The following is a 22327-nucleotide window of genomic DNA, read 5'->3' on the forward strand; positions in this document are numbered from 1 at the left end:
CCCTGCTCGTTGCCGAGCAGGTCAGTGTTCTACGTGGGTCAATATTCGATGCAAATTACTGCGCGGGGTGGGTCAGGATTCCGTGCAAATCAACAAAATCAGCGCAAACTTGCCGTAGGGGCCGGTGTTCGTCCAGCCTGTGGCGACTAGATAATCCTGCACCTGTTTCCAAGTCACATCTTGGAGATGTTGGACGAGGGGTTCGCGGATCATACCGGTTTCCGTTCGCTTGCCAACGTGATGAGGTGTAACAAAGCCGCGGTGTCTAGGCGCTGAGAGAGCGGTATATCAACCGTCACCGTTTTCTTTTTTCCGATGTTCGCGACCGGTTTGATGTCCGTCCAGTAGCACGTATTGTGCAAGCGCATGTGTTGATCGTGATGCTCAATCCAGTCCGTCGGATCGTCCGGGACAAGAAGAACGATCAAGTATCGCGGAATGGTCAGACGATCATCCCGCAGGTCCTCGTAGTTCTTGCGGGGAAGCGGAAATTTGATGACGCCGTTCAATACCACCTTCCGCGATGTGCATTTCAACTGCAAACGGATCTTCGGAAACCGGTTGACGGTCGCCGTTGGGCACGAGCCATCGACGTCAAGGTCGATGCTTTGGTTATCGACCCGCATAATCCCCGTGTTTAAGCCCGCCTGCGTTGCGATCGCGTGGACGTAGGCTACGTTGAACTGCTCTTTTTGATTGGTGATAAACATCCGGCACCGGCCCCCGCCTCAATCGGGCGCTGCAGTTCCGCCCCTTTTTGATTTTCAATGATTGTAGCGAAGAAACATCGAGCCGTGCGCAGGCCGCCGATCAATTGTCTGGCGCGGTCGTCGACTTGCCGGATCGCATGGCCCAACGAAGGGCCGCTGCCAGTGGTCAAGCCGACGTTCAGATGTTTGCGCAAGGGTGTGGCTGAGCGTCAGCAGTTGGCCGACTAGCGCCTGATTCAGTCGCCCGAAATCGACGGCGGATTCAACCGGTCGATGCAACAGATCGTCGAATCGCTGTAAACCATACTGTACCGTAATCGTGACATGCCCTGTCCGGGCACCCCATGTTTAAGGTAGGCTGAGATTCGAAAGCATTGGTGGAAAGCGCAGCAAGTATCTGATTAATAAAGAATTTAAATCAACCAGTCCCAGTCTCTTAATCCGTATCCGAGTGTTCCAGTATTCACGCCCACCAAGAATTCAGAAGGTTTCCGCGCGATCAGAACCCTTTTTCAGCTTGGCTGATGCCGGCAAGGTTGACTCGTACGGTCGCTGCGGTCTCGGTAACGTCGAGAAGGGATTTCTACCAATCACCAACGCGACGTCGAAAGTTGGATTAGCGCCACAAATTTGCCACACGCGACGTGCAAAAATCTGCGCCAGAATGCAAAACAACGCACTACATCGCAAGACGTAGTGCGTTGCTTTCAAAGCGATTCTTGGTGGAGAGGAAGGGGATCGAACCCTCGACCTTCGCATTGCGAAAGCGAACAAGTCGACATTTATTCGAATTTATTCAAGTTGATCGATTTACTCAACCCACTGTTTTTAAATGAATTTCTCAAAAACCACCTTTGCTCGATATTGATCGACATACCTTAATTACCCCATAATCGGGTTACATGGCGGTTACATGGAATCGCCAGCCTACGAATAAGGGGGTTAGGTGGCTAAGGTGAACTTCACTGCGGCTCGCGTAGAGGCGCATCGCTGCGAGCAGGGTAAGTCTCAGTCGTTTCTCTGGGATAGCAAGACTCCAGGACTCGGTTTGCGAGCTACAACCGGCGGAGCCAAGTCTTACATTTTCCAAGGGAAGATCCACGGTTCGAGCGTGCGGATCACGATCGGCGATCCAAAGAGTTGGACCATCGATAAGGCTCAGGAGCGCGCGCGTAGTCTCCAGACGCTCATTGACGGCGGCGTCGATCCTCGCGAACAAGAAGCGGAGAAGAAAGCCGCGCACGAAGCTCGGCAGGCAGCGAAGCGTCGTCAGGATGTGATGGTCAGCGAAGCCTGGGAGCATTACCTAGAGCATTTGCGGACAAAGATCTCGCCCAAAACGAAAAAGCCGCGCTCAGACAGATACATCCTCGACCATGTCAACCTTTCATCTCTTGGCGGAGGTATTGCCAAACGCGGCGGCAAAGAAAAAGTTCGCGGCCCATTGGCTCCGCTCATGTCGCGCAAGTTGACCGAGATCACGGCAACATCCATGTCCGAGTGGCTTGAGGCCGAGATACCCCGGGGACCGACGAATGCCGGTCATGCCTTCGGTCTTTTTAAGGCATTCATTCGGTGGTGCGACACTCATGAGACTTACGCGGGCATCATCCCACCGGACGCCTACGCTTCGCCGAAGGTAAAAGGCATTCTTCCCCGAAGCGTCGCGAAGGATGATTGCCTGCAACGCGAGCAACTGTCTGTATGGTTCAGCGCTGTGCGTGGTATCGCCAATCCGGTCATCAGCGCATACCTGCAAGGCCTGCTGATCACGGGAGCCCGTCGGGAAGAACTGGCCGCTTTGCGCTGGGAGGATGTGGACTTCCGGTGGCGGAGCCTGACGATGAACGACAAAGTTGAAGGCACTGGCGGCCGCACTATTCCGCTCACTCCGTACCTAGCCAGCCTTTTGATAAACCTTCAACGCGCGAACGAAACACCGCCCGCCAGGCGCCATATCGCGCGACTCGCGGAAAGAGGTGAGAAGTGGGAACCGTCCGAGTGGGTTTTCGCCAGCAAGACTGCGGCAGACGGAAAAATTGCGGAGCCGCGTCACGCGCATAACCGGGCGCTGGCGCCGACAGGTTTGCCGCATATCTCCCTCCACGGTCTGCGCCGATCATTTGGCACCCTCTCCGAGTGGGTTGAGGTTCCTGTCGGCGTCGTTGCTCAAATCCAGGGGCATAAGCCGTCGGCAATCGCCGAGAAGCATTATCGACGCCGCCCTCTCGATCTGCTCCGGATGTGGCACGACAAAATCGAAGCGTGGATGTTGGAGCAGGCGAAGATCAATCAAGTTTGAGCCCTGATGCGTGCAACCGCTCGCCTGTTCGCCTCGCGGCCGACAGCATAGGAAACCGATCGCGCCGTCAGATGGAATCTGGGACGCGCGCAAGTGTCGTCACCTATCACGCCACGTTGAGCGTCTCTACGGCGAACCCGCCCCCTATGCCGCGGTTTCGACGATCAAGCGAATAGGAATGCGCATCCGCAAATGGGATGCGTTTTTTGCACCGCACCAACTGCGGGATCGAACTCCCGACCACGATACAGATAACCGTCATCCGAACGGGAAGACCGAGATGCCCCCAAATGTGCCCCCACGCTTGGCCCCCTGCAAGGCATACGCGTTCCGCCCTATCCGCTGCCCCAAGCATTACCTTTTCGATGTCGCGCATGTACGACGCACGTCATCGGCCCTGCCCGCTGCGCGCGATCTCGAAAAAATGGACTCGGCGAGCTACGATTGGCAATTATCGTCATACGGAAGACTGCCCCCCGGACGCTCTTACTCGGGAGGGTAGCTACCGGTCACGCTCGGGGATCTGACAGCAGTGCATCGACTGTACGGGTTTTTTTCGTGGTCCCGATTGTACAGAGGCAGGCCCGCCAACGTAGGAACGAGGTTTCTAACATGAAAGGAAATGGTCCGCAACGCGGCACTTGGAGTCAACCGTCCCCGAGGGCGGAAATGTTCGCCGAGCTCGAAGCCCTTGATACAGCGGCCCGGGCCCAGCGATTATCGATCGGCCACGACAAAAAGGGACATATCGATGACGAAGTCGTTGTCACGGCAATGCTCAAGACGTGGTATGCGGGTCGCCAGGACGCAAATACCTACGCAAGCGAAGTCCTGCGCCGCGTGACCAAGCAGGTCAGAGCACATGTGCGGAAGAATCCGGGCTGGCAAAGCCTAGGGGGCGGCTCGAAAGCGGCGACCGAAGATTTTTGCCAGTCTATCGTGTTGCACATACTGGGAGATACCGCAGTGCCGTGCCATGCGGAGCAGGCTTTCGGCAACTACGTGTATCGCCGGTGTCTTGACGAGGCGGCAAAGCTATACGCAAAAAAACATAGCGCGGGCGTGTCACTCGATGACGAAGACGAAACCATCGAGGTGGTGACGCAGGATACTGATCCTGATGACTTGCCCGCGATGCAGAAGTCGCCCGAACAGGTTCTGATCGACATCGAGGAATACTTGGCTGATCAGCAAGCGCTGGAGAACATCCGCCGCATCGTGCAGGACGACCTGCCGGAAAAGCCCAAGCTGGCTTTTACTTTCCGCTTCTTTGGGGACATGAAGATTGAATCCAAGAAGAGCGATGAGGTAACCGTCACCAGCCTGATGGGGGTCACGGAAAAGACCGCGACTAAATACATCAATGAAGCCATCAAAATCATCAAGCAGAGGTTGAGCAATGACTAACACCAAACGCACTGCAAGTCTGGACGAGGTTCTCGCCGACTACGCGAACGCATCGCCGGAATTCGATGCAAAGGTGCTGCGGACGTTCGTTGAGCAGTACCCGGAGCATGCTGGGGCACTGCAGCGCTACGCGCAGGTCCAGCTTACCTCCGTGCCCGCAACTGCCGACGAAGTGGAAAACGAACCGTTATCGGACGAAGAAATGTTGCCCCTACAAAGCAAGTTGTTGCAGCGTATGCAGCAGTTACGGGGCGCTCCGTCCGCGTCGGACCTCCAGCAAGCTTCGAGCAAGCTAGCCTCCATTTCTGGAGAAAAGGCTACGCAAGCCGCCGCGGCTGCCGTCTTTGGATCGTCTGAGCACGGTGAGGATTTGCTGCTTCTGTCAATCACGGAGTCAGCATCCGGGGCACAGCACGTCCCCGATTGGTTCTATGAGGAGCTGGGATCACATCTAAGTCTGTCGGCAACGGTTATCCAAGCAAGCCTTGGCTCTCGACTACAACCTACAGGCTTACAGCGATTCAGCACAAGAGGAAAGCCAGCCGAATCTCCTCCCGTTACATGGGAGCAGGCGGTTGAGGACTGCATTACCGATGATGCAGTTAAGAGAGCAATATTAGAGCGATTCAGTCGATCATAAGCTCTTGCTACGGAGCCTACGAAGTGAATCCATTCGAATCGTCGCGTATCGAGGCGACCAAGCTTCGAGATGAATTGAAAGCTAAGGGCGTCGACCTCCACCAAAGCGGATATCAGCTTGTTGAGGCGACCTGCAAAGCGCTGGACGTAACTCTTAAAAAAGTCAAACCATCGATCTCGCTCTTGAAGGGTGCTGATGCAACGATCAATGTCGCAAGGAAGTGGGCACTCGTGCGAAATGACGTGTCCGACGAGGTCAAGGCCTTTCTGGTCGCACATGAGCTCGGACATCTTCGCCTACATCCAACGACAGCCGGCACGGTGGAGGTCACGCAAAGCGCATTGACCGGCGACGCCGAGACGAACGGTGCCAAAGAAGTGGAAAGCTATGGCGCGCGCGAACGGGAAGAGCTACAGGCAAACGTATTCGCCCGCGAGTTCCTGTTGCCACGAGATTTCGCTCGATCTTCATTCCTAGATGATAGACAAGGCGCGACGGCCTTGGCCCAACAGCGCGGTCTTCCCGTAGAACTCGTTCGACTCCAGCTCTACGACGCAGTTTTGTTGCCGCGTGTATCAGTATCGGCAAAAACGTTCAAGCTGCCCGATAGACCTACCAAGGCGCAGGAACCAGCAGTTAATAGCGATGCCACGACGACTTTAGTGGAAGCCGGCCCCGGTACAGGCAAGACAACGACACTTCTGCTACGTTTGCGCCGCTTGATCAAACAAGGCGTATCGCCCGACAACATTGTCATTCTGACGTTCTCGAACAAAGCGGCTCGAGAGCTCGTCGAGCGCGCTCGCGCCGGCAACATTCCTGGGGCCGACCGCGTCTGGATCGGCACTTTTCACGCGTTCGGGTTGGAGTTCCTCCGCAAATTTGGCAACCTGCATGGGCTGGAATCTCGCTTTCCGGTGTTGGATAAGCTCGCGACCCTGGCGATGTTGGAGACCGACGTCCCAAGCGTCGACCTTGAAACGTTCGATCCACTCTCCAATCCGTCCCCATGGCTAGAAAATATCGTAGACACCATCCGGCGAGCCAAGGATGAGGTCTTCGACGCAGAGCAGTTTGCCGCCGCAGCGAATCTGTCCTCAAGCGGCGACGCAGAAGTTGACGGCAAACGTCGCGATGTGGCGACGATATTTTCAAGATACGAGCTACTGCTATCGCGCCGCAAGGCTGTCGACCTGACGGACCTGTTGTGTGTCTCAATCCGGCTCATGCAATCAGATGATCCGAACGTCACTCGGTTTCTCACGGGCATCCGCCACGTCATGGTCGATGAATATCAAGACGTCAACCGAGCGAGTGCTTTACTAGTCAAGGTCCTAAGTCGTGCCGCACAAACGCTTTGGGTTGTGGGTGACGCCAATCAAGCCATCTATGCATTCATGGGTGCGTCGTCGAGCAACCTCGAAAATTTTCAGGTGGATTTTCATGGTGCGGTAAGCATTCCCCTGTTGCTGAATCACCGCAGTTCTCAGGAAATTGTAGATGTCTTCGGCAAGGTTGCGAGTCGAAACCCGGCAGGCCGCCTGACAATTTCGCTCGAAGCTGAACGAGGCTACGTTGGGCACGGTCCAAGTATCGTGAGCACGACCGGCGAACGCGAACAAATAAGCGCGCTGGCTTGGCGAATCCGTGAGCTGCAAGCCCAAGATATCCCATTGGCTGAACAAGCGATCATTGTCTATAAGAACGCCACGGCGGCCGATATTGCCATGGGCCTCGAGCAGCTCGGCATCCCCGTGCTGTATCTCGGCAACATTTTTGAGCGCCAAGAGGTCAAAGATCTGATATGCCTTCTGCAGCTAGCCATAGATCCGTACGGAGTGAATCTTGTACGCGAGTGGCATTCGCCGCTGCTGGCGCTCACTAGAAGTGGCGCCGACACGATATTCGCGCAGACACGGCAACAACAGATGGGGTGGCGTGATTTTACCGGCGAAGGGCTGACCAAGCACGATGACCTTTGTTGGCAAAATCTGCGACGGCTCTGCGCTTTGCTCAAAGAAAACATGTCGCCGTGGGATGCCCTAGCCGCGGTGTTACTTGATGACGGCGAGTGGCTTAGGGAACTGGCCGGCCACTCAGGGCAAGCAGCTGCCAATGCACTAATGGCAGTCTGGCAATTCGTGCATTTCTGCCGATCGCCGGACGGTACGGGACGATGGTCCACCGTGAAAAATCTATCGCAGCGCATTCGCGATCGTATTCGGCTCGGGGAAGATCGTAGTATGCGCGCCGTTCCTCCCGAAGCTGAAGGAATGGATGCGATACGGATACTCACAGCACACGGGAGCAAAGGGCTCGAGTTTGACGCCGTTCATTTCCTATCCGTCACCAAGAGCATCTACGAAGCGCCGAAAGCTACATCAAATAAGCTCCTGCCCGACGCGGTCCTGGACAGCAACAGGACCTTAGACATCTTAAAGAATGAACGTCACAACCTGCTGTACGTAGCCGTCTCCCGCCCGAGGCTCTATCTGACGATATACGCAACGGCTGTTGAAGAGCTTCCCGAGGCGCTTAGTGGCCTGCTGCAGCCGCTAGATGGGGGATGGGAAAAACAAGTGAGCGAAAAAGTGGCTCCGCGACCCGGCCCGTCCGGGCAGGCCCTGGTGTCGCAGGAGGATTATCTACAGTTCGTCAAGTGTCCCCAACGCCATGAGATGTCGACCAGAGCGGGCCGGGCGCAGCATGGCGACCTAAAGCTGTACCAGGCCGTCGATCTAGCAACCCGCCGTGCCATGGCGGCCTTGTCGGCCGATGCTTCACTGCTGATAGAGGACAAGTGGCAGGGGGAGGTAAAAGCCGCCCTCACCCACTTCAGCCTTCATGAGCATGTCTCGGCCCAAGCCATCCGGGAGAAGGTGGAGCAGCGGGTCAAATGTGGGCGAGACCGATTGCTGGAAGGTGGTGCCACTAATGCGAAGGTGCCGATGGAGCTCGGACCGCTGCGGGTTGAACTCGCGCCCGACCAGATCTTTCAGGCGAACGGCACGCAACGTCTGCGCTTCATCAGGTCACACGAAAGCAGTTTGAAGTCCATGAAGCAACCTTTGGCTGCTTTGCTGGATGCCCACCATCAGGCGGGCGGAACGAAAATGAGCATTGAGGTGACAACGCTGTCGAACGGGGAAACCACTTCCGTCGGCACTATCAAGGCGCCGACACGCGCCAAGTACCAGACGATCGCGATAGGCTTGTGCTCGAAGCACTTCCCTGCCTCTCCGGAAAGCGAACGAACCTGTGACAACTGCGCCTACATGTTCCCCTGCAACAGACGCGTGTCAGATTGAGCTCGGGTGTTTTACGGCTTTTTTTTTTGACCCCGATTGACCTAGTGAGGCCGGCATTCGCTGGCCGACGAGAGGTCAATCATGCAAAAGCGCATCATCGTCCAGTCGGTCTTCCTCAAGGATGGCCTGGTTATTACGGTTCAAGAGAGTCTGCAGCCCGATGAGCTGAAGACGGCCATCATCGCCGCAATCCCTGCGGAACACATATCGGCGGAGCTGCAGATTTTTGACGAAGCCGACGACGACGTCGAAAGCCGCCCGTTCGCGGACAACGAAGATTTGCGACACGGGCGCGTTATGCACGTCGGCTGCTGCCGCCACGTTAATGTCGCCGTTCGGTATGCCGGTCGTGTCGCCGAACGCCACTTCCCGCCGGGCACCCGGATCGGGCGCATTAAGCGCTGGGCTGTTAACAAGTTAGGCATCAATCCGTCGGACGCCAACGAGCTGGTCTTGCAGGTGGCGGGCACGAGCATCCAGCCGACCCGCGATCAGCACGTCGGCAATTTCATCGAGCACGGGACCTGCAACGTCGTGCTCGATCTCGTGCGCTCCTACACAGTCAACGGCGACGGAAGCCTCGCGCCCGACCACGCGAGGCTGCTTGAACATCTCGAGCAAGGCCCCTTCGTGATGGGTGAGATGGGCGGCCGGTGGCGACTTATCGACATCACGTGGCCGTTCATATTCGTTGACGTCATCGCGCGGGACAAGCGGCAGTTCACGCTGCGGTTGCAGTGCGCCGGCTATCCCGGCTTGCCGACGGGCGCTTTCTGGGACGTGGCCAACGGCAGTTGGCTGCCCGCACATCGTTGGCCACGCACCGGAGCGCGTTTCGGAGCAGCCCTTCGCACCGACTGGCAAGGCGGCACGGCGCTATACATCCCTTGCGATCGCAATAGCATAACCGGGCACGAGCAATGGTTGCAGTTGCATCCAGCTTGGGCATGGGACCCCGCAGTGGGTATCGCGCGCTACCTCGAAGTCGTCTGGACCATGCTCAACGGGGATGACTATGTCGCACCCGCTGCTTGAGCTGCCGAACACGCTCTACGCTGCGCTTGTAGCTGATCTGGCGCGGTCTGGTCGCGGTGTCAAGGAGTCTGGCGCTTTCTTGCTTGGCCACGCGAACGGCACCGACCGCCGCGTGTCCTCGTACCTCATGTACGACGGCGTCGCGCCCGAAAGCAGTCGCAGGCATGCGTACGTCGCGTTCACCGCGCAGGAAATGGCGCGAGCGTGGGACCACTGCTACGCGACAGGGCTCCAAGTTGTTGCCGACGTGCACACGCACCCGAAGGGACCGGCGCAGAGCATCTCGGACCGAGCCCATCCGATCGTATCGGTAGCTGGGCATGTCGCCCTTATCGTGCCGTACTTCTCGATGCAAGACCCACGCCCAATTGACCTCGGCGTACATATCTTCGAGGGAAACAGGCGCTGGCGTTCGTTGTTTGGCAAAGAGGCGCACGACGCCATCCTTCTAACGTGAGGCAGGTATGGATTTGATCGAAACGCTCAACCGCACGATGAAGCTTGCGATGGATGATGGCCGGGTCGGCTCTTACGAAGAAGCGAAGGCGCTTTTCGAATCGTTCAAACTGCGCATTCACGTGCAGCCAGGATTTTCAGCTGTGCCGGCAGCGCAGGCGGCAGTACTCACGTTGTTGAACGCTGCTCCTAAGACGTTCCTTGGCGGCGTAGAGCTGATGGGCGCGGTGCAGGAGCAATGCACCATGGCTTGGTTCGCCGGCCAAACTCTCGGCAAGGTCGCGCAGAGTTTTGGCGCTATCGTTGCCGAAGGTTTCGATGAACGGGAAGTTTCCACTATCTATGTCGGCGATTACGAGGTGCTGCCCGCACGTAAGTTTTCGCTCGGGCTGAACTTGGAAGCTGCCGGTTTCACCCTCTCGCCCGACGGAGCTTCACTCGGCACTGCACTGGCTGCGGCACACGTCGGCGTCGCCGCCGCCGGAGCGGCGCTATCAGAGGCGTTCTTGCACGTGTATCGGAAGGCTCCACTCGCTGGCCAGCGAGACGTTCGCTGGCGCTTTCCACACGGGACATCTCATAAAACGCTTGGCAGCCTCTGGTTGGCTGGCTTGGGTCATCTTGGGCAAGCATTTCTCTGGACAGCAACGTTAGCCGGTGATCCATATCTGCCAAAGGCAGTGAAGTTATCGGATTTCGACAGCGTTTCAAATTCGAGCTTGAGTACATGCCTGCTTGTAAACCATCAGGACGTAGGACACAAGAAGGTCGACGTAATTGCCGAACGGCTTGAAGCACTCGGGGTTCAGGTCGAGCGCAACTACGAGCGCCTAGATCCAGGCGCGCGCGTCGTTCACGTGAGTCACGAACTCTTCGTTGTCGCCGTGGACAACGTTGCCTTACGACGTTCATTGGACCGCTTTATCGGAACGCGAATCCTGGAGGCAGGGATCGGGAATGGGGTTGATGCATTCACACGGATACAAGCACATGCGTTTCCAGGACCACGAAAAGCGCGCGACATCTGGGCCGACGACGATGCGGAATCGAGCCGTGCTATCGATATCTCGAAACCAGCCTACCAGTCGTTGCTTGCGCAAAACGGCGATACGTGCGGCACAACACTTTTGGCAGGCAGATCGGTGGCAACCCCGTTCGTTGGCGCATTTGCTGGAGCAATTTTGTTCCATCTCGCGCAGTATCCGAGCGCCGTCGGGCATGCATGGAGCTTCGACATCAAGAACCTTTAACGATATCGCCGCGCGCTAGCGCCACAAATCAATTTCACTGTCCATACCCTCGTCATCCGTGCAGCAAGGTAAAACATGAAAAGACCAACAAAAGAACAGCTCGAATATGTAAAAGCATTCCTCGGCGTAGTATGGATCGGCATACTCACGATCGGGGGGCTCGTCGTCGTAAGCTACTGCTGGTCGGAGGGATTCCTTCCCGATGGCATCTCATTCGGTGATGCCTTTCTTTTAGGATACGCGAGCTTCTCGTTCGCTGTGATCCTTGCAATTGGTGCGTTTTTTGGCAGCACGTGCGCGTTCTGGCTCGTCGCAGCCATTCTGTGGATTGGCAACAGGTATCGCAAGAAGCGTGGTTTGGCTGAGGCGGAGTTTCGCGATCAATTCAAAGGCAAGTTCAATCTATGCATGTCGGTGGTCGTAACGATCCCCCTAGCAGCGGTCGTTATCATGCTACCAGGGCCAATCGATATGCACTTACAAGGAACGGCAGCTTTTTTCTTCCTCCTCGGTTTCGCAGGGCTATGTTTCTTTGGCGTAAAGGCGCCGCAGCGTCAGCCGATCGGGCTTAAAGTCGCTAGTTGGATCGGCTTCTTGCTGGTGGTTGTCGCGATGATTGGGACCCGCCCTGCCTTGCTGAATATAAGCATGGGAATGGTGGGTATCAGATCTCTTCCGTCGAACCTCGTGGCGATCGGCGATCCTGAGTACGGCCAGCTTTCGCAGGTCGCAAAAATCAACAACTTGAACATCAAGTTCTGCAGGCTGCAGGAGACCCGGCAGTGGGGCACATTCGATGCTCGCGCCGTATGGAACGGCGTCGGAACCACGTCCTATGTCCGACTAATGGATGAAAATTCTAAAGGCGGCCGCACGGTACTGGTGCCGGTAAAGAAGGATGGCGTCGAGGTGCTCCGCGGTGACAACATGCGTTTTGTCTGCCGATGAGCGCGTCCGCAAAAGGCAGTGTAGGGCGCGAAACATTGTACACATACCAAGGATACGGCATGGGGCGGCGAACGCATCGCCGACGGGTAGCGACAGCAATGGTCGCGCGCTAATATGCCCAATCCTCATGCCGGACCGGCAAGCGATTCAACTCATCCCTCACCGGCCGCCACCTCGGCATGAAGCGATCCATCAACGACTGGAACCGCGCGTTGTGGGTCGGCTCGATCAGGTGCAGCAACTCATGTACGAGGATGTATTCCAGGCAATCTGACGGCTTGCGAGCCAAATCCGTATTCAGGCGGATGTTGCCCGACACCGGGTTGCAGCTTCCCCACTGCGTTTTCATGTGCTGCACGAGGACACGATGGGCTTTGACGCCCAGGAGCGGCTCCCACTTTTCCAGGAACGCCGGCACGACTGCACGAACCTGGTCCCGGTACCAAGCGTCAAGCGCTTCACGGCGGCGGCTCGCATCACTGCCAGGGCGTATGCTGAGTTCGAGCGTCGAATGGTTCAGCCGCACGGCCGGTGCCGAGTCGGCTTCCACAATCCGCAACAGGTAACGCTTTCCCCAGACATAGTGGCTCTCCCGGTCCAGATATTCACGGGCCGTCTCCCGTTCCTGCGAAAGCAGCTTGCGCTGCTGTCGCCTGATCCAATCGAGCCGTGTAATGGCATACACGCGGATGATTTCGGGTGTCATGTGCAGCGGCGCAGAAATCCGGACGCGCCCGTCCGGCGGGTACACGCTCAGATGGACGTGCTTAATGTCCTTCCTGATCAGATCGACATGAATATCCCCGAGATCGATGACCTCACCCACTTCCACGTTCAATACTCCTGCTTCTGCTCGAAGACGATAAGGAACAGCCGTTCGACCTCCCGCTCGTCCTTCAGGATTTCCCACATCGCGTGCTTGATGACGTTCTCACGCGGCACCACACCGCGCCAGTCAGCCGGACGGACACGCCTGATGGCGGCGTCCAGTTCGAGCGACAGGGCCAACGCCTGTTCCTGCGTACAGCTATTGCCAACTTTCACGTTATTGAACAACGCACGCTTGCCCGCAGTATCGAGCGTAACAGGGGTATCGTCCGACTTGCCTGCCTGCACCGCGGCCGCAAGATCGGCCATCTGTTTCAGGTATTCCTCGTACTCGATCGCTTTCTCTTTGCGCTTTTTGATGAGCTCATCGAGTAGCGCCGACATTTTTGCAAAATACGCTGGATCAGTCAGATGGTCTTTGACGATCTTGCTGCGCACGTTGTTCTCGATAGCTTCAGCGACTGACTGTCGATCCTTCATGCTGCCAAGTTTCTTCGCGATCGCATCGGCAATGCCGGTCTTCACGATGAGGTCAAGCAAACCGACGTTCTCGAAGTCGGAAATCTTGCGCGGTTCGCTGGCCGTGATGTACGTGTCCATCAGATGGCGCATGTCGGCTTCGTACGGCTTGAGATCAAGCGTCTCGCCGCTCGCCAGGCGAATCAACTCGCGCAGCTTCACATACTGATCGAGATCCTGGCGGATGATGACTTGTTGAGAAGCGCTGTAGCCTGCCTCATCCAGTTCATCAGCAATGAGCGCATAGGCACGGAGCGAGCCGACGACGCCCGTATAGAAGGCAACACGCAGCGGCTCGCGGGCCTTGAGGTCGTCGCCTATCTCAGTATTGCCGCAAAAATAATGGATGTGTTCCAGCTCGCCCTTGGGCGGCTCAACCTTCTCCACCAGCAGCGCCATCGCTTCCAGCGCCGCATCCAGACGCTCCTTACCCTTCTGGACCCGGCTCTCGAGCAGGATTTCGGGATCTGCACCACTGGCACTGTGGTCCAGCTCGGACGCATATACCGCGATGGCGTTCTCGACTTTCTTGAACAGGTCCTTGTAATCGACGATGTAGCCGAAATCCTTATCAGCGGTATCCAGCCTGTTCGTACGGCAGATGGCCTGGAACAGTCCATGATCCTGCATGGACTTGTCGATATACATATAAGTGCAGGGCGGTGCATCGAACCCGGTCAGCAGCTTGTCCACGACGATCAGCAGCTTCATGCCGGCCGGCTCGTTGATGAACCGGGCCTTGGCCTGCTCTTCGTACGTTTCGGTCTTCGACATCCCCGCCTTGGCCTGCACCTCCTTTAGCAATTCGGTGTAGGTGTTGTAGATGAACTGTTTGTCGGTCTCGGTATTTGCGCCGGTTTCTTCTAGCGTCACGTCCTTGGCTAGCGGGTTGTACGACGTAACAACCGCGCACTTTCCCTTGAACTGCGTCTTCTGGAATAGCGTGAAATACTTGCATGCCTCGTAGATGCTTGACGCCACCAGCATGGCATTGCCGCGTTCGTTGGAGAGTCGTTGCTTGGTGCTAAAATCAAAGATGATGTCCTCGACAACGCGATCCATGCGGGAGCGCGAACTGAGCACCTGCTGCATCGTGCCCCATTGCTTTTTCAGTTCGTTTTTCTGCCAGTCGTTCAGCGGTTTGGTTCTCGATTCGAACCATTTGTCGATCTTGTCCTGGGAGCCGAGCTGCTGATCAATGTCGCGCGCCTCGTAGACGAGATCAAGTACGACCCCGTCTTCCACTGCCTCGCTGAACTTGTAGGTATGAATGTAGCTGCCGAACACTTCGAGGCTGGTAGCGGCGTCGCGCTTGAGCAGCGGTGTGCCGGTGAAACCGACGAACACAGCCGACGGCATCATCGCCTTCATCACGCGGTTCAGACGCCCGCCTTGCGTGCGGTGGCATTCATCGACAAACACGAACAGATCGCCTACGGCACTCCCGGGCTGCGACTCGAGTTCCTTGATGAAGGCATCGAAGTCACCATCACCAAGTCCCTTACCGGCACCGAACTTATGCACCAACGAGCACAGTAGGCGCGGTGTCGGCTGACCTAACCGCGTCATCAGGTCACGGCCGCTATTGGTACGGTGAATCGTCTCTCCGCTGTCCTCGAATACGCGCTTGATCTGCTTGTCGAGTTCATCGCGGTCGGTAATGACGACGACACGGGCATGCGGATTGTCCTCCAGGATCCATCGAGCCAGCAGCACCATCAGGATGCTCTTGCCCGCGCCCTGGGTGTGCCAGATGATCCCGCCCTGACGTTTGCGCACGTGTTCTTGCGCGGCCTTCATGCCGAAGTACTGGTGCACGCGCGGAAGCTTCTTGACGCCGCCATCGAAAAGGACGAAGTCGTGCATCAGCTCGATGAGCCGGGCCTTGCTGCACATCCTGAACAGATACTTGTCGAGCTTGTAACCGCTGTTATCCGTCTCGTCTTCTTTCCACCGGAGAAAGAATTTTTCCGGCGTGCCGGTCGTGCCGTATTGCAGCCCTTCCGAATCGTTACCTGCAAAGATAAATTGCACGGTGCTGAAGAACCAGGCATTGAACTCGGGCTTCTGGTTGGACAGATTCTGCCGGATGCCATTACCAATGCTCACGCGGCTGTTTTTTAGCTCCAGCACACCGATGGCGATCCCGTTCACATAGAGCACAACGTCCGGGCGACGCTCGTATCCGCCCTTCAGGGTGACTTCCTCGGCAATCGCGAAATGATTGCGGGTTGGCTGCGACCAGTTGATGAGCCACACGGTCTGCGCGACCTTGTCGCCTTCAACCTTGACGGGAATACCGTAGCGAAGAAGTTGATAGACGGCTTCGTTGTTGGCGTTCAGGTCGCGCTGCGGATGGTTGGTTTCGGTCTTGAGCCGATAGATGGCCTGACTGATCTGTGCGGGCCGATAGCCGGCTTCGGTCAGGTAGGCCGTCAACGGACCTTCTTCGACGTTGTTGTTGCCGACGCGATCGGTCCAGTCGTCCAAATAGTCGTACTTCAACTGCTCGGTGAACAGCTTGATCACGCGGTTCTGCGTGGCTCTTTCTGACTTGCCGATTTCGTCGATCATGTGGGTCCCCTACACCAGTCTTGTTTTGCCCGTCATCAGTTCCTGCATCATGCCTTGCTTCAGCAGACGAGTTTTATCGCGTCGCGCTTCCAGTGCAGCCAGTTCGCCGTCCATGTCGCAGAGCACCTCGGCGATGGCCGTTTGCTCCGCAATACTTGGAAAAGGGATATCTAATCCCTTTATTAGGGTGAGATTCAATCCTCCGCGCCCACCACCGCCCGATGAAAGCCCTCTTAACTCTTCGTAGCGAGAATCCAGATTTTGATAAAGATACTCTGTCGAGAACGAAGGATTAGGGAAGATAGCCGCAATCGATTGATTTGTGCATAGCTCAACGTAGTTCATCGCTACCGTTCCACGCGTTCTGCCTTGTCCTGCCAAGCCGATCAGCACGCAACCGGGCGGGATTAACTTTGTACTGGAGTTTATGAGCCCAGCCTCTGTGATGCGTCCTTCGACTTCATGCACCCGCCTAAAATTTAGTTCACCTGAATTCATCCAACGAATATCACCACCCCAAAAATCATCCATGAGGGTGCTAGGCGTTCCACCTGCTGTGCAATCGGTGAACTCACCGACCTTCCTCACCTCCCACTCGCCTTCAAACCCCGGCAGCCGCGTCTTGCCCGTGAGCAACTGCTGCATGGCCGCCTGCTTGATGTCGCGCTTCTTGATGATCAGGGCGTCCAGGCTGGAGAGCAACGCATCGACGTCGCTCAGGGCGGTGGCGATGGCAGATTGTTCGGAAAGCGGTGGTAGCAATACAGGAATCGAGCGAACCAATGCACCGTTAAGGTTCTCTTGATTTCCAGTGTTGCTAAGCTTGCGTATTTCGTCGTACTGACTCGCAAGGTAGTGAAAAGCATACTCGCGAGAGTAGCCCTTCTTCAGGATTATTGCTGCACATGCTTGATTGGTTGCAGCCTCAAAACCTAGAACGCCAACCTTTCCACGCGTCTTTCCTTGCCCATAAAGCGCCATCAAGAGCGCACCAGCAGGCATTAATTTCGCTGCAGAGTTTTTTAGCCCTATCGAAGTAATGAATTGCTCGGATTCCGTTATTAAACGGAAATCAATTTCCGTTGTCGTGATCCATGGAATATCACCGCCCCAATAATTCGCGTTGGATCGGCTTGGTGTTCCACCCGCCGAGACAGACGACAACTCGCCCAGCTGCTTCACATCCCAATCGTCAGGAATCACACCTGCATCCGTCTGCTTGTACCCCGGCGTCATCTCCACGTCGCCCCCATCCGCAGCAAGTGGCCCGTCACCTTCTCCGACAGCGCGGTAACATCATTCACCAGCACGGGCAGCGGACTTTCATAACGCATTGCCAGTTCACGCACCCGCTGGGTCAGGGACTGCGACGCACGTTCGACCTCGGCCGAGACCGTGGCATACAGCGCAGCCAGCCACTTGCCATCGACCACCAGCGACTTGATTTCGGGCACCGTGAGCCTCGGATATTGCGCATAGGCCTTGGCATCCAGCTCGGCTTCCAGCTCACGCAGGGCCTTCTTAAGCTTCGTCTCCTTCTCCGACAGAGCCTGCCACTGCTTTAACACGGCCAGCTCATCCGCCGCATCGACGTCGTGGCCGATCTCCTTGATGCGCTCCTTCACCGCCGCCGCATTGATCTTTTCATATCCAGCAAATGCCTGATCGTCGCCACTGTGCTCTTCTTCCAGCTCGGCAAGCGCGCTACTGGCCGTCTCCAGGCCGGCGGTGGTTTCTTCGATGGCCTTCTGCTCGGCTGCGAAATATCGCGCCACGATGAGAGACTTCGGCAGCAGGTCGCACGTCCAGCCCCTGTCCTTTTCCTTACCCTTTTTGTCCGTCTCGATGATGCGATAGGTCTTGGCCACCCAGCCGTCGCTCGCCAGCAGGTAGGCATCGTCCTGCATCGTTTCCGCCCAATAGTCCATCAGGTGCTGGTACACGTCGTAGGCGTCGATCAACGGCTTGCCTTCGTAGTGGTTCAGCAGCCCATCGGCCAGCTCCACGATCAACTGCTTCGGATGGAAGCCGGGTTCCAGTGCTTTCAGCGTTTGCGCAGTGCGGACGCGCCATTGCTCGAAGTGAGCACCCATGTCTTCGATGAAGCCCGCAAACTGCGGATGCTGAAGAATCGTTGACTTGATCGCCGCCTTTTCCACCGCGAGATCGTAATAGCCCGGCGTTCTCGGCTTGAACAGGGTCTTTTTCAGTGCCGGACAGATCGCCCAATAGTCATCGAGCGCAGTCACGTCGGCATCAGGAATGCCGCCATGCAGATGGCCCTTCAGGTCCTGAATATCTTCGGCCACGCTGCTGTCGATATAGCGCGGCAGGTTCAGGTTGAAATCGTTCTTCTCGATCTCGGCCACGCTCACCATGCGCGCATAGCTCGGATCGCCTTCGTCCTGGCGGTTGAATACGTCCACGATGCGGTGGATGTCCTGCTCGCGCAGGCGATTCTTCGGGCCATCCTTGATGAAGCCCTGGCTCGCATCGATCATGAAGATGCCCTTGCGTGCCTGCGCGTCTTCCTTATCGATGACGATGATGCACGCCGGAATGCCCGTGCCGTAGAACAGGTTAGCCGGCAAGCCGATGATGCCCTTGATGTATCCGTAGCGGATGAGGTTCCTGCGGATTTCGGCCTCCGCGTTACCGCGAAACAGCACGCCGTGCGGCAGGATGCATGCCCCCTTCCCGGTGGATTTCAGGCTGCGGACAATGTGCAGCAGGTAGGCGTAGTCGCCTTGCTTGGCCGGTGGCACGCCGAACGTATCGAATCGACCGTAGGGGTCGTTAAACGGGTCGAGGCCCGTGCTCCAGCGCTTGTCAGAGAATGGCGGATTGGCCACCACGAAATCGAACGTCTTGAGCCTGTCGCCACCCCTGAACTTCGGATCGGTCAGCGTGTTACCCTGGCCGATCAGCGCCGTGGGATTGTCGTGCAGGATCATGTTCATGCGCGCGAGGCCACTGGTCGCGGAATCCTTTTCCTGACCGTACAGTGTGACTGACGTGGGCGCGGCGTCGCCGACTTTCAGCAGCAGTGAGCCCGAGCCGCACGTCGGATCGTACACAGTCGTCTCGCTGCTCGTGCGCGTGCTGCTGATCCCGATAATCTGCGCCATGATGCGGCTAACTTCCGCTGGCGTATAGAACTGGCCTTTGCTTTTGCCACTTTCGGTGGCGAAGTGGCGCATCAGGTATTCGTACGCGTCCCCAAGAATGTCATCGCCGTCAGCGCGGTTCTTCGAGAAATCGAGATCAGGGTTCTCGAACACGGCGATCAGGTCGGTTAAGCGTCTGACCATCTCCGCGCCGGTGCCGAGCTTGCCACTATCGTTGAAATCGGGCATGTCCGACAGCTTGTTGGCTGCCGCCAGCGGCCCGACGATTTTCTTGTTGATCTGGTCGCCAATATCCGGCTTGCCTTTCAAGGCCACCATGTCTGCGAAGCTGGCGCCTTCCGGGATAGTGATCGGAGCATAGCGCTGGCCGGCGTATTTATCACTGACGTACTTGATGAACAGCAGGACCAGCACGTAGTCCTTGTACTGGCTCGCGTCCATCCCTCCGCGCAACAGATCGCAGGACTCCCAGAGGGACGAGTAAAGGTCGGATTTCTTGATTGCCATAGGCTTATGTTGGAACTGGGGCGGCATCTGCCTCATGAAGCAGGCAGCGGATGGTCCGGAATTTTAAGGCATGCGGACACCGCAGCGATTGAAAACTGGCTTAGACATATATCACGCCCCCGAGTACAGCAGCTATCTGCCGCTCCGCCCGCGCAATCCCGTGCGGGCGAACCTCTGCGGGAGCCGTGATGCCTTCATACCCTTCCCCATTTGAATTTTTGATCGCCTTCACCATTGTCTTCAGCGCTGGTGCGCTCACGTCGGTCGGCCTGCGCCGATACATCGACAAGATCCGGCGGGAGGCTGCGACCGCCCATGCCTGATTTGCGCTTTTATCCCCATCCCCCCGATCCGCATAACCCGGACGACGCGTACCTGCGCGAGCACGACGCCGACGAACCGTTCGAGCAAGGTTTCGTTTCTCCGCACGGGCAGCAGAACCATGCCGGGCCCAGCGCCCAAATGGGTGCGATCCCGTCGTGCCCGAAGTGCCGGTCCGATCGTATCGAAACGCGCCATCGCGCCCGCAGGACCGGCGGAGCCGTTGGTGCATTCGCCGGCACGGCTAGCGGTATCGCATTAGCCCTGTCCGGTGCAGAAACTGGCGCAGCAGCCGGTGTACTTGCCGGACCTGCCGGTGCCGTGTGCGGTGCCATCGCAGGTGCCGTGATCGCAGGTTTGATCGGCGGCACGGCAGGCTGCGCAACCGGTTCGGTGTTCGGCGACGTGATCGATGATAAGGTGCTCGATAACTGCCGTTGCCACGCCTGCGGGCACACATTCAGCCGCCACAAAGCATCTACCTGATCCGTAGTTTTCCCCTTCAGCATTATCCCCTTCATTTTTCTCGCATCTGCTCGGCCGCGCGCCGGGCTTTATGCCGTTTACAAGGAGCTTTTCATGCATCTCGTCAACACGATGGCCTATCGAGGCGAAATCCCTTGGCATGGGCTGGGGAATCCACTCTCCCCACGCCAGCCGATCGAGGTATGGCAAAAACAAGCCGGCATGGACTGGCAGATCGAATCAGCCGATGTCCGCTTCGTCGCTGGCGGCAGCAATCTCGGCTCGATCCACGCATTTCCCGAACAGCGCGTACTGTATCGCTCGGACACCAAGGTTCCGTTGTCGGTCGTATCGTCGCGCTATCAAGTCGTCCAGCCAATGGACATACTGAATTTTTACCGCGACCTCACAGAAATTGGCGGCTTCGAGCTGGAAACTGCTGTACAGGTACCGGCTCTCGTAGTCCCTCGCATTCGGATCGTCAGAGCCCTCGCCCTCCCTCAACACGGCGTAGGTGGTGCCACCCGACTTCAGCCGGTCTATGTTTGCGCGGCGTTCGTTACGGGCCGCCTTCGCCGGCTTTTTCCAGGGCGGCGGCGCCCACACCTCGATCCGTTCGGTTCCGTCCGGATCCTTGAAGTATCGCCGCTTCCAGAGCTTCATGACGACCACGTCGTCGCCGTATGCGTCCCACGCCCACGTGCGGTTGGTCACCCGAATCCCGAGCGTGTATAGCAGGAACTCGTTGATCGTCTGTTTGCTCGCCATGCTCCTCCCGTAGGGTCCGGCAGTTATGCAGGCTTGACGGACGTCCAGAATTCACGCTGTTCTGTTGCGTCCAGATCAGTTATCGGCTGACAACGCCTGGACTTGATTCGCTCCAACCGGAGGCCCTGGTCCTGCTCGGATTGCCCGCAGGATTTACAGGGAATTTGCCGTCCTTTGTCCTGCCCTTCCCGGATTCCATTTCCGGTCAGTCACATATCACCTCCCTGAGCACGGCCGGCATAGGCCGCTCCGCCGATGCAATGACGCATCTGCGCATTCCGCCCAGGAGCATTCATGAATCCTCTTACCGTGTCCGTCATCGCAGTCGCCCTCGTACTTCTCGTGACGGTGATTGCCGTGTTGATCTTCCGGTTTCGCCGCCCTTCGACTGTGCCGCCTGCGACGCCACCGGCAGCGATGCCGGCTTCTGCTTTTGAGCCACAGCCCGCGTATCCATTCGAAGATGAGTGGGAGGCGCAGGCCCCCTATCCAGAGTACGCGCCGCATCTGCGCAGTTCGCCATCATCGACCTATCGTTCAGCGCCCGACACCCGAAGCGCCAACGACACCCATTTCCGGCAACGCGACACGTTCGCCTTCGACGATGTCGGGTCCATTGAGTCACGCGAGGCGTCACCACGCCATCAGGCAAGGGTTGCTGCCCAGCCGGACGCCGGCTATCCAGCAATCAGATCGTCCCTCACGCCTCTCCCCTCGCCATCTCCGTCAGGCGATGCTCCCATGCGTTGCCCACATTGCGGCTCCATGCATCTCGAGACACTCAACGTCGCGCGCATGGCAGGCGGCACGATTGGCAGCGTCGCGGGCGCGACGAGCGGCTTCGCGCTGGCACTCTCCGGGGCCGAGGCTGGCGCGGCAGTCGGCGCAATCGGTGGCCCCATTGGCGCGGTGTTCGGAGGGCTCACCGGCGCAGTGCTTGCCGGACTGCTCGGCAGCGCCGCCGGCAACGCGGCCGGCTCCGCAGTCGGTGCAGCCATCGACGAAAACATGCTCGACAACTACCGGTGCCTCTCATGTGGTCATGCCTTCGGCGCGCAACACGGCTGATCACCGCATTCGCTGCCATTGCCCAGTCGTTACACCGCTTTCACGTTCTTTTCACTGAGCTCAATCTGCCCGGCTGGTGCCGGGCGTTATGCC

At 57.5% G+C, this 22327-nt stretch carries 16 protein-coding genes and 1 pseudogene; 11 read left to right on the forward strand and 6 right to left on the reverse strand.

Annotated features, from left to right (window positions below; all coding sequences use genetic code 11):
* Positions 1–72 precede the first annotated feature (72 nt).
* Together P3T20_RS19735 and P3T20_RS19740 are read right to left on the reverse strand one after the other, a co-directional pair.
* Positions 73–213 (reverse strand): hypothetical protein, encoded by a 141-nt coding sequence (locus tag P3T20_RS19735; RefSeq protein ID WP_429287592.1) that lies wholly within the window; start codon positions 211–213, stop codon positions 73–75.
* Positions 210–710: a DUF4365 domain-containing protein gene (locus P3T20_RS19740; protein WP_429287593.1), complete on the reverse strand. Its 501-nt coding sequence runs from the start codon at positions 708–710 to the stop codon at positions 210–212. The genes P3T20_RS19735 and P3T20_RS19740 overlap by 4 nt, the downstream gene beginning before the upstream one ends.
* A 946-nt stretch (positions 711–1656) precedes the next feature.
* Here P3T20_RS19740 and P3T20_RS19745 point away from each other — a divergent pair.
* The 8 genes from P3T20_RS19745 to P3T20_RS19780 all read left to right on the forward strand — a co-directional run bounded on the left by P3T20_RS19745 (position 1657) and on the right by P3T20_RS19780 (position 12056).
* Positions 1657–3012 carry a tyrosine-type recombinase/integrase gene (locus P3T20_RS19745; protein WP_429287594.1) on the forward strand — a complete coding sequence of 452 codons (1356 nt, stop codon included), beginning with the start codon at positions 1657–1659 and terminating at the stop codon, positions 3010–3012.
* Between the two features lie 669 nt (positions 3013–3681).
* Complete coding sequence (locus tag P3T20_RS19750; RefSeq protein WP_429287595.1) at positions 3682–4419, forward strand: hypothetical protein; 738 nt, start codon at positions 3682–3684, stop codon at positions 4417–4419.
* The gene (locus tag P3T20_RS19755) at positions 4412–5059 is read left to right on the forward strand and encodes a hypothetical protein (protein ID WP_429287596.1); all 648 of its coding nucleotides are present in this window, start codon (positions 4412–4414) and stop codon (positions 5057–5059) included. The genes P3T20_RS19750 and P3T20_RS19755 overlap by 8 nt, the downstream gene beginning before the upstream one ends.
* A 23-nt stretch (positions 5060–5082) precedes the next feature.
* A complete protein-coding gene (locus tag P3T20_RS19760) occupies positions 5083–8367 on the forward strand; it encodes a UvrD-helicase domain-containing protein (protein WP_429287597.1) in 3285 nt (1094 codons plus the stop codon).
* 81 nt (positions 8368–8448) lie between these two features.
* Complete coding sequence (locus tag P3T20_RS19765) at positions 8449–9402, forward strand: DUF7665 family protein (protein ID WP_429287598.1); 954 nt, start codon at positions 8449–8451, stop codon at positions 9400–9402.
* Positions 9383–9859 (forward strand): Mov34/MPN/PAD-1 family protein, encoded by a 477-nt coding sequence (locus tag P3T20_RS19770; protein WP_429287599.1) that lies wholly within the window; start codon positions 9383–9385, stop codon positions 9857–9859. The genes P3T20_RS19765 and P3T20_RS19770 overlap by 20 nt, the downstream gene beginning before the upstream one ends.
* 7 nt (positions 9860–9866) lie before the next feature.
* On the forward strand, positions 9867–11108 hold the full coding sequence (locus P3T20_RS19775; RefSeq protein WP_429287600.1) for a ThiF family adenylyltransferase: 1242 nt from the start codon (positions 9867–9869) through the stop codon (positions 11106–11108).
* A 75-nt stretch (positions 11109–11183) separates the two neighbouring features.
* A complete protein-coding gene (locus tag P3T20_RS19780) occupies positions 11184–12056 on the forward strand; it encodes a hypothetical protein (protein ID WP_429287601.1) in 873 nt (290 codons plus the stop codon).
* Positions 12057–12165: 109 nt separating this feature from the next.
* Here P3T20_RS19780 and P3T20_RS19785 read toward each other — a convergent pair whose 3' ends face one another.
* The 4 genes from P3T20_RS19785 to P3T20_RS19800 are packed head-to-tail and all read right to left on the reverse strand — an operon-like array spanning position 12166 to position 19648.
* Positions 12166–12894 (reverse strand): M48 family metallopeptidase, encoded by a 729-nt coding sequence (locus tag P3T20_RS19785; protein ID WP_429287602.1) that lies wholly within the window; start codon positions 12892–12894, stop codon positions 12166–12168.
* On the reverse strand, positions 12891–15977 hold the full coding sequence (locus P3T20_RS19790) for a type I restriction endonuclease subunit R (RefSeq protein ID WP_429287603.1): 3087 nt from the start codon (positions 15975–15977) through the stop codon (positions 12891–12893). Before P3T20_RS19790 ends, P3T20_RS19785 begins: the two co-directional genes overlap by 4 nt.
* 9 nt (positions 15978–15986) lie before the next feature.
* Positions 15987–17213, reverse strand: a complete 1227-nt coding sequence (locus tag P3T20_RS19795; protein WP_429287810.1) for a restriction endonuclease subunit S — start codon at positions 17211–17213, stop codon at positions 15987–15989.
* Positions 17210–19648, reverse strand: coding sequence for an N-6 DNA methylase (locus tag P3T20_RS19800; protein WP_429287604.1), 2439 nt, complete (start codon positions 19646–19648; stop codon positions 17210–17212). The genes P3T20_RS19795 and P3T20_RS19800 overlap by 4 nt, the downstream gene beginning before the upstream one ends.
* A gap of 279 nt (positions 19649–19927) precedes the next feature.
* On the opposite strand from P3T20_RS19800, the gene P3T20_RS19805 reads away from it, so the two are divergent.
* The 3 genes and pseudogenes from P3T20_RS19805 (at position 19928) to P3T20_RS19815 (ending at position 22234) form a co-directional block, all read left to right on the forward strand.
* On the forward strand, positions 19928–20419 hold the full coding sequence (locus P3T20_RS19805) for a hypothetical protein (protein WP_429287605.1): 492 nt from the start codon (positions 19928–19930) through the stop codon (positions 20417–20419).
* A gap of 93 nt (positions 20420–20512) precedes the next feature.
* Positions 20513–20839 (forward strand): annotated as a pseudogene (locus P3T20_RS19810) (DUF932 domain-containing protein); the annotation flags it as partial.
* A gap of 621 nt (positions 20840–21460) precedes the next feature.
* Positions 21461–22234 (forward strand): hypothetical protein, encoded by a 774-nt coding sequence (locus P3T20_RS19815; protein ID WP_429287606.1) that lies wholly within the window; start codon positions 21461–21463, stop codon positions 22232–22234.
* Positions 22235–22327 lie beyond the last annotated feature (93 nt).

The sequence above is a fragment of the Paraburkholderia sp. GAS206C genome, assembly GCF_050435645.1.
In the GTDB taxonomy this organism is placed as follows: domain Bacteria; phylum Pseudomonadota; class Gammaproteobacteria; order Burkholderiales; family Burkholderiaceae; genus Paraburkholderia; species Paraburkholderia phenazinium_B.

Coding starts and splice junctions, on each gene's coding strand:
- P3T20_RS19815 (WP_429287606.1), top strand. CDS start 21,461: ATGAATCCTCTTACCGTGTCCGTCATCGCAGTCGCCCTCGTACTTCTC.
- P3T20_RS19755 (WP_429287596.1), top strand. CDS start 4,412: ATGACTAACACCAAACGCACTGCAAGTCTGGACGAGGTTCTCGCCGAC.
- P3T20_RS19770 (WP_429287599.1), top strand. CDS start 9,383: ATGTCGCACCCGCTGCTTGAGCTGCCGAACACGCTCTACGCTGCGCTT.
- P3T20_RS19795 (WP_429287810.1), bottom strand. CDS start 17,213: ATGACGCCGGGGTACAAGCAGACGGATGCAGGTGTGATTCCTGACGAT.
- P3T20_RS19735 (WP_429287592.1), bottom strand. CDS start 213: ATGATCCGCGAACCCCTCGTCCAACATCTCCAAGATGTGACTTGGAAA.
- P3T20_RS19740 (WP_429287593.1), bottom strand. CDS start 710: ATGTTTATCACCAATCAAAAAGAGCAGTTCAACGTAGCCTACGTCCAC.
- P3T20_RS19775 (WP_429287600.1), top strand. CDS start 9,867: ATGGATTTGATCGAAACGCTCAACCGCACGATGAAGCTTGCGATGGAT.
- P3T20_RS19805 (WP_429287605.1), top strand. CDS start 19,928: ATGCCTGATTTGCGCTTTTATCCCCATCCCCCCGATCCGCATAACCCG.
- P3T20_RS19750 (WP_429287595.1), top strand. CDS start 3,682: ATGTTCGCCGAGCTCGAAGCCCTTGATACAGCGGCCCGGGCCCAGCGA.
- P3T20_RS19790 (WP_429287603.1), bottom strand. CDS start 15,977: ATGATCGACGAAATCGGCAAGTCAGAAAGAGCCACGCAGAACCGCGTG.
- P3T20_RS19800 (WP_429287604.1), bottom strand. CDS start 19,648: ATGAGGCAGATGCCGCCCCAGTTCCAACATAAGCCTATGGCAATCAAG.
- P3T20_RS19780 (WP_429287601.1), top strand. CDS start 11,184: ATGAAAAGACCAACAAAAGAACAGCTCGAATATGTAAAAGCATTCCTC.
- P3T20_RS19765 (WP_429287598.1), top strand. CDS start 8,449: ATGCAAAAGCGCATCATCGTCCAGTCGGTCTTCCTCAAGGATGGCCTG.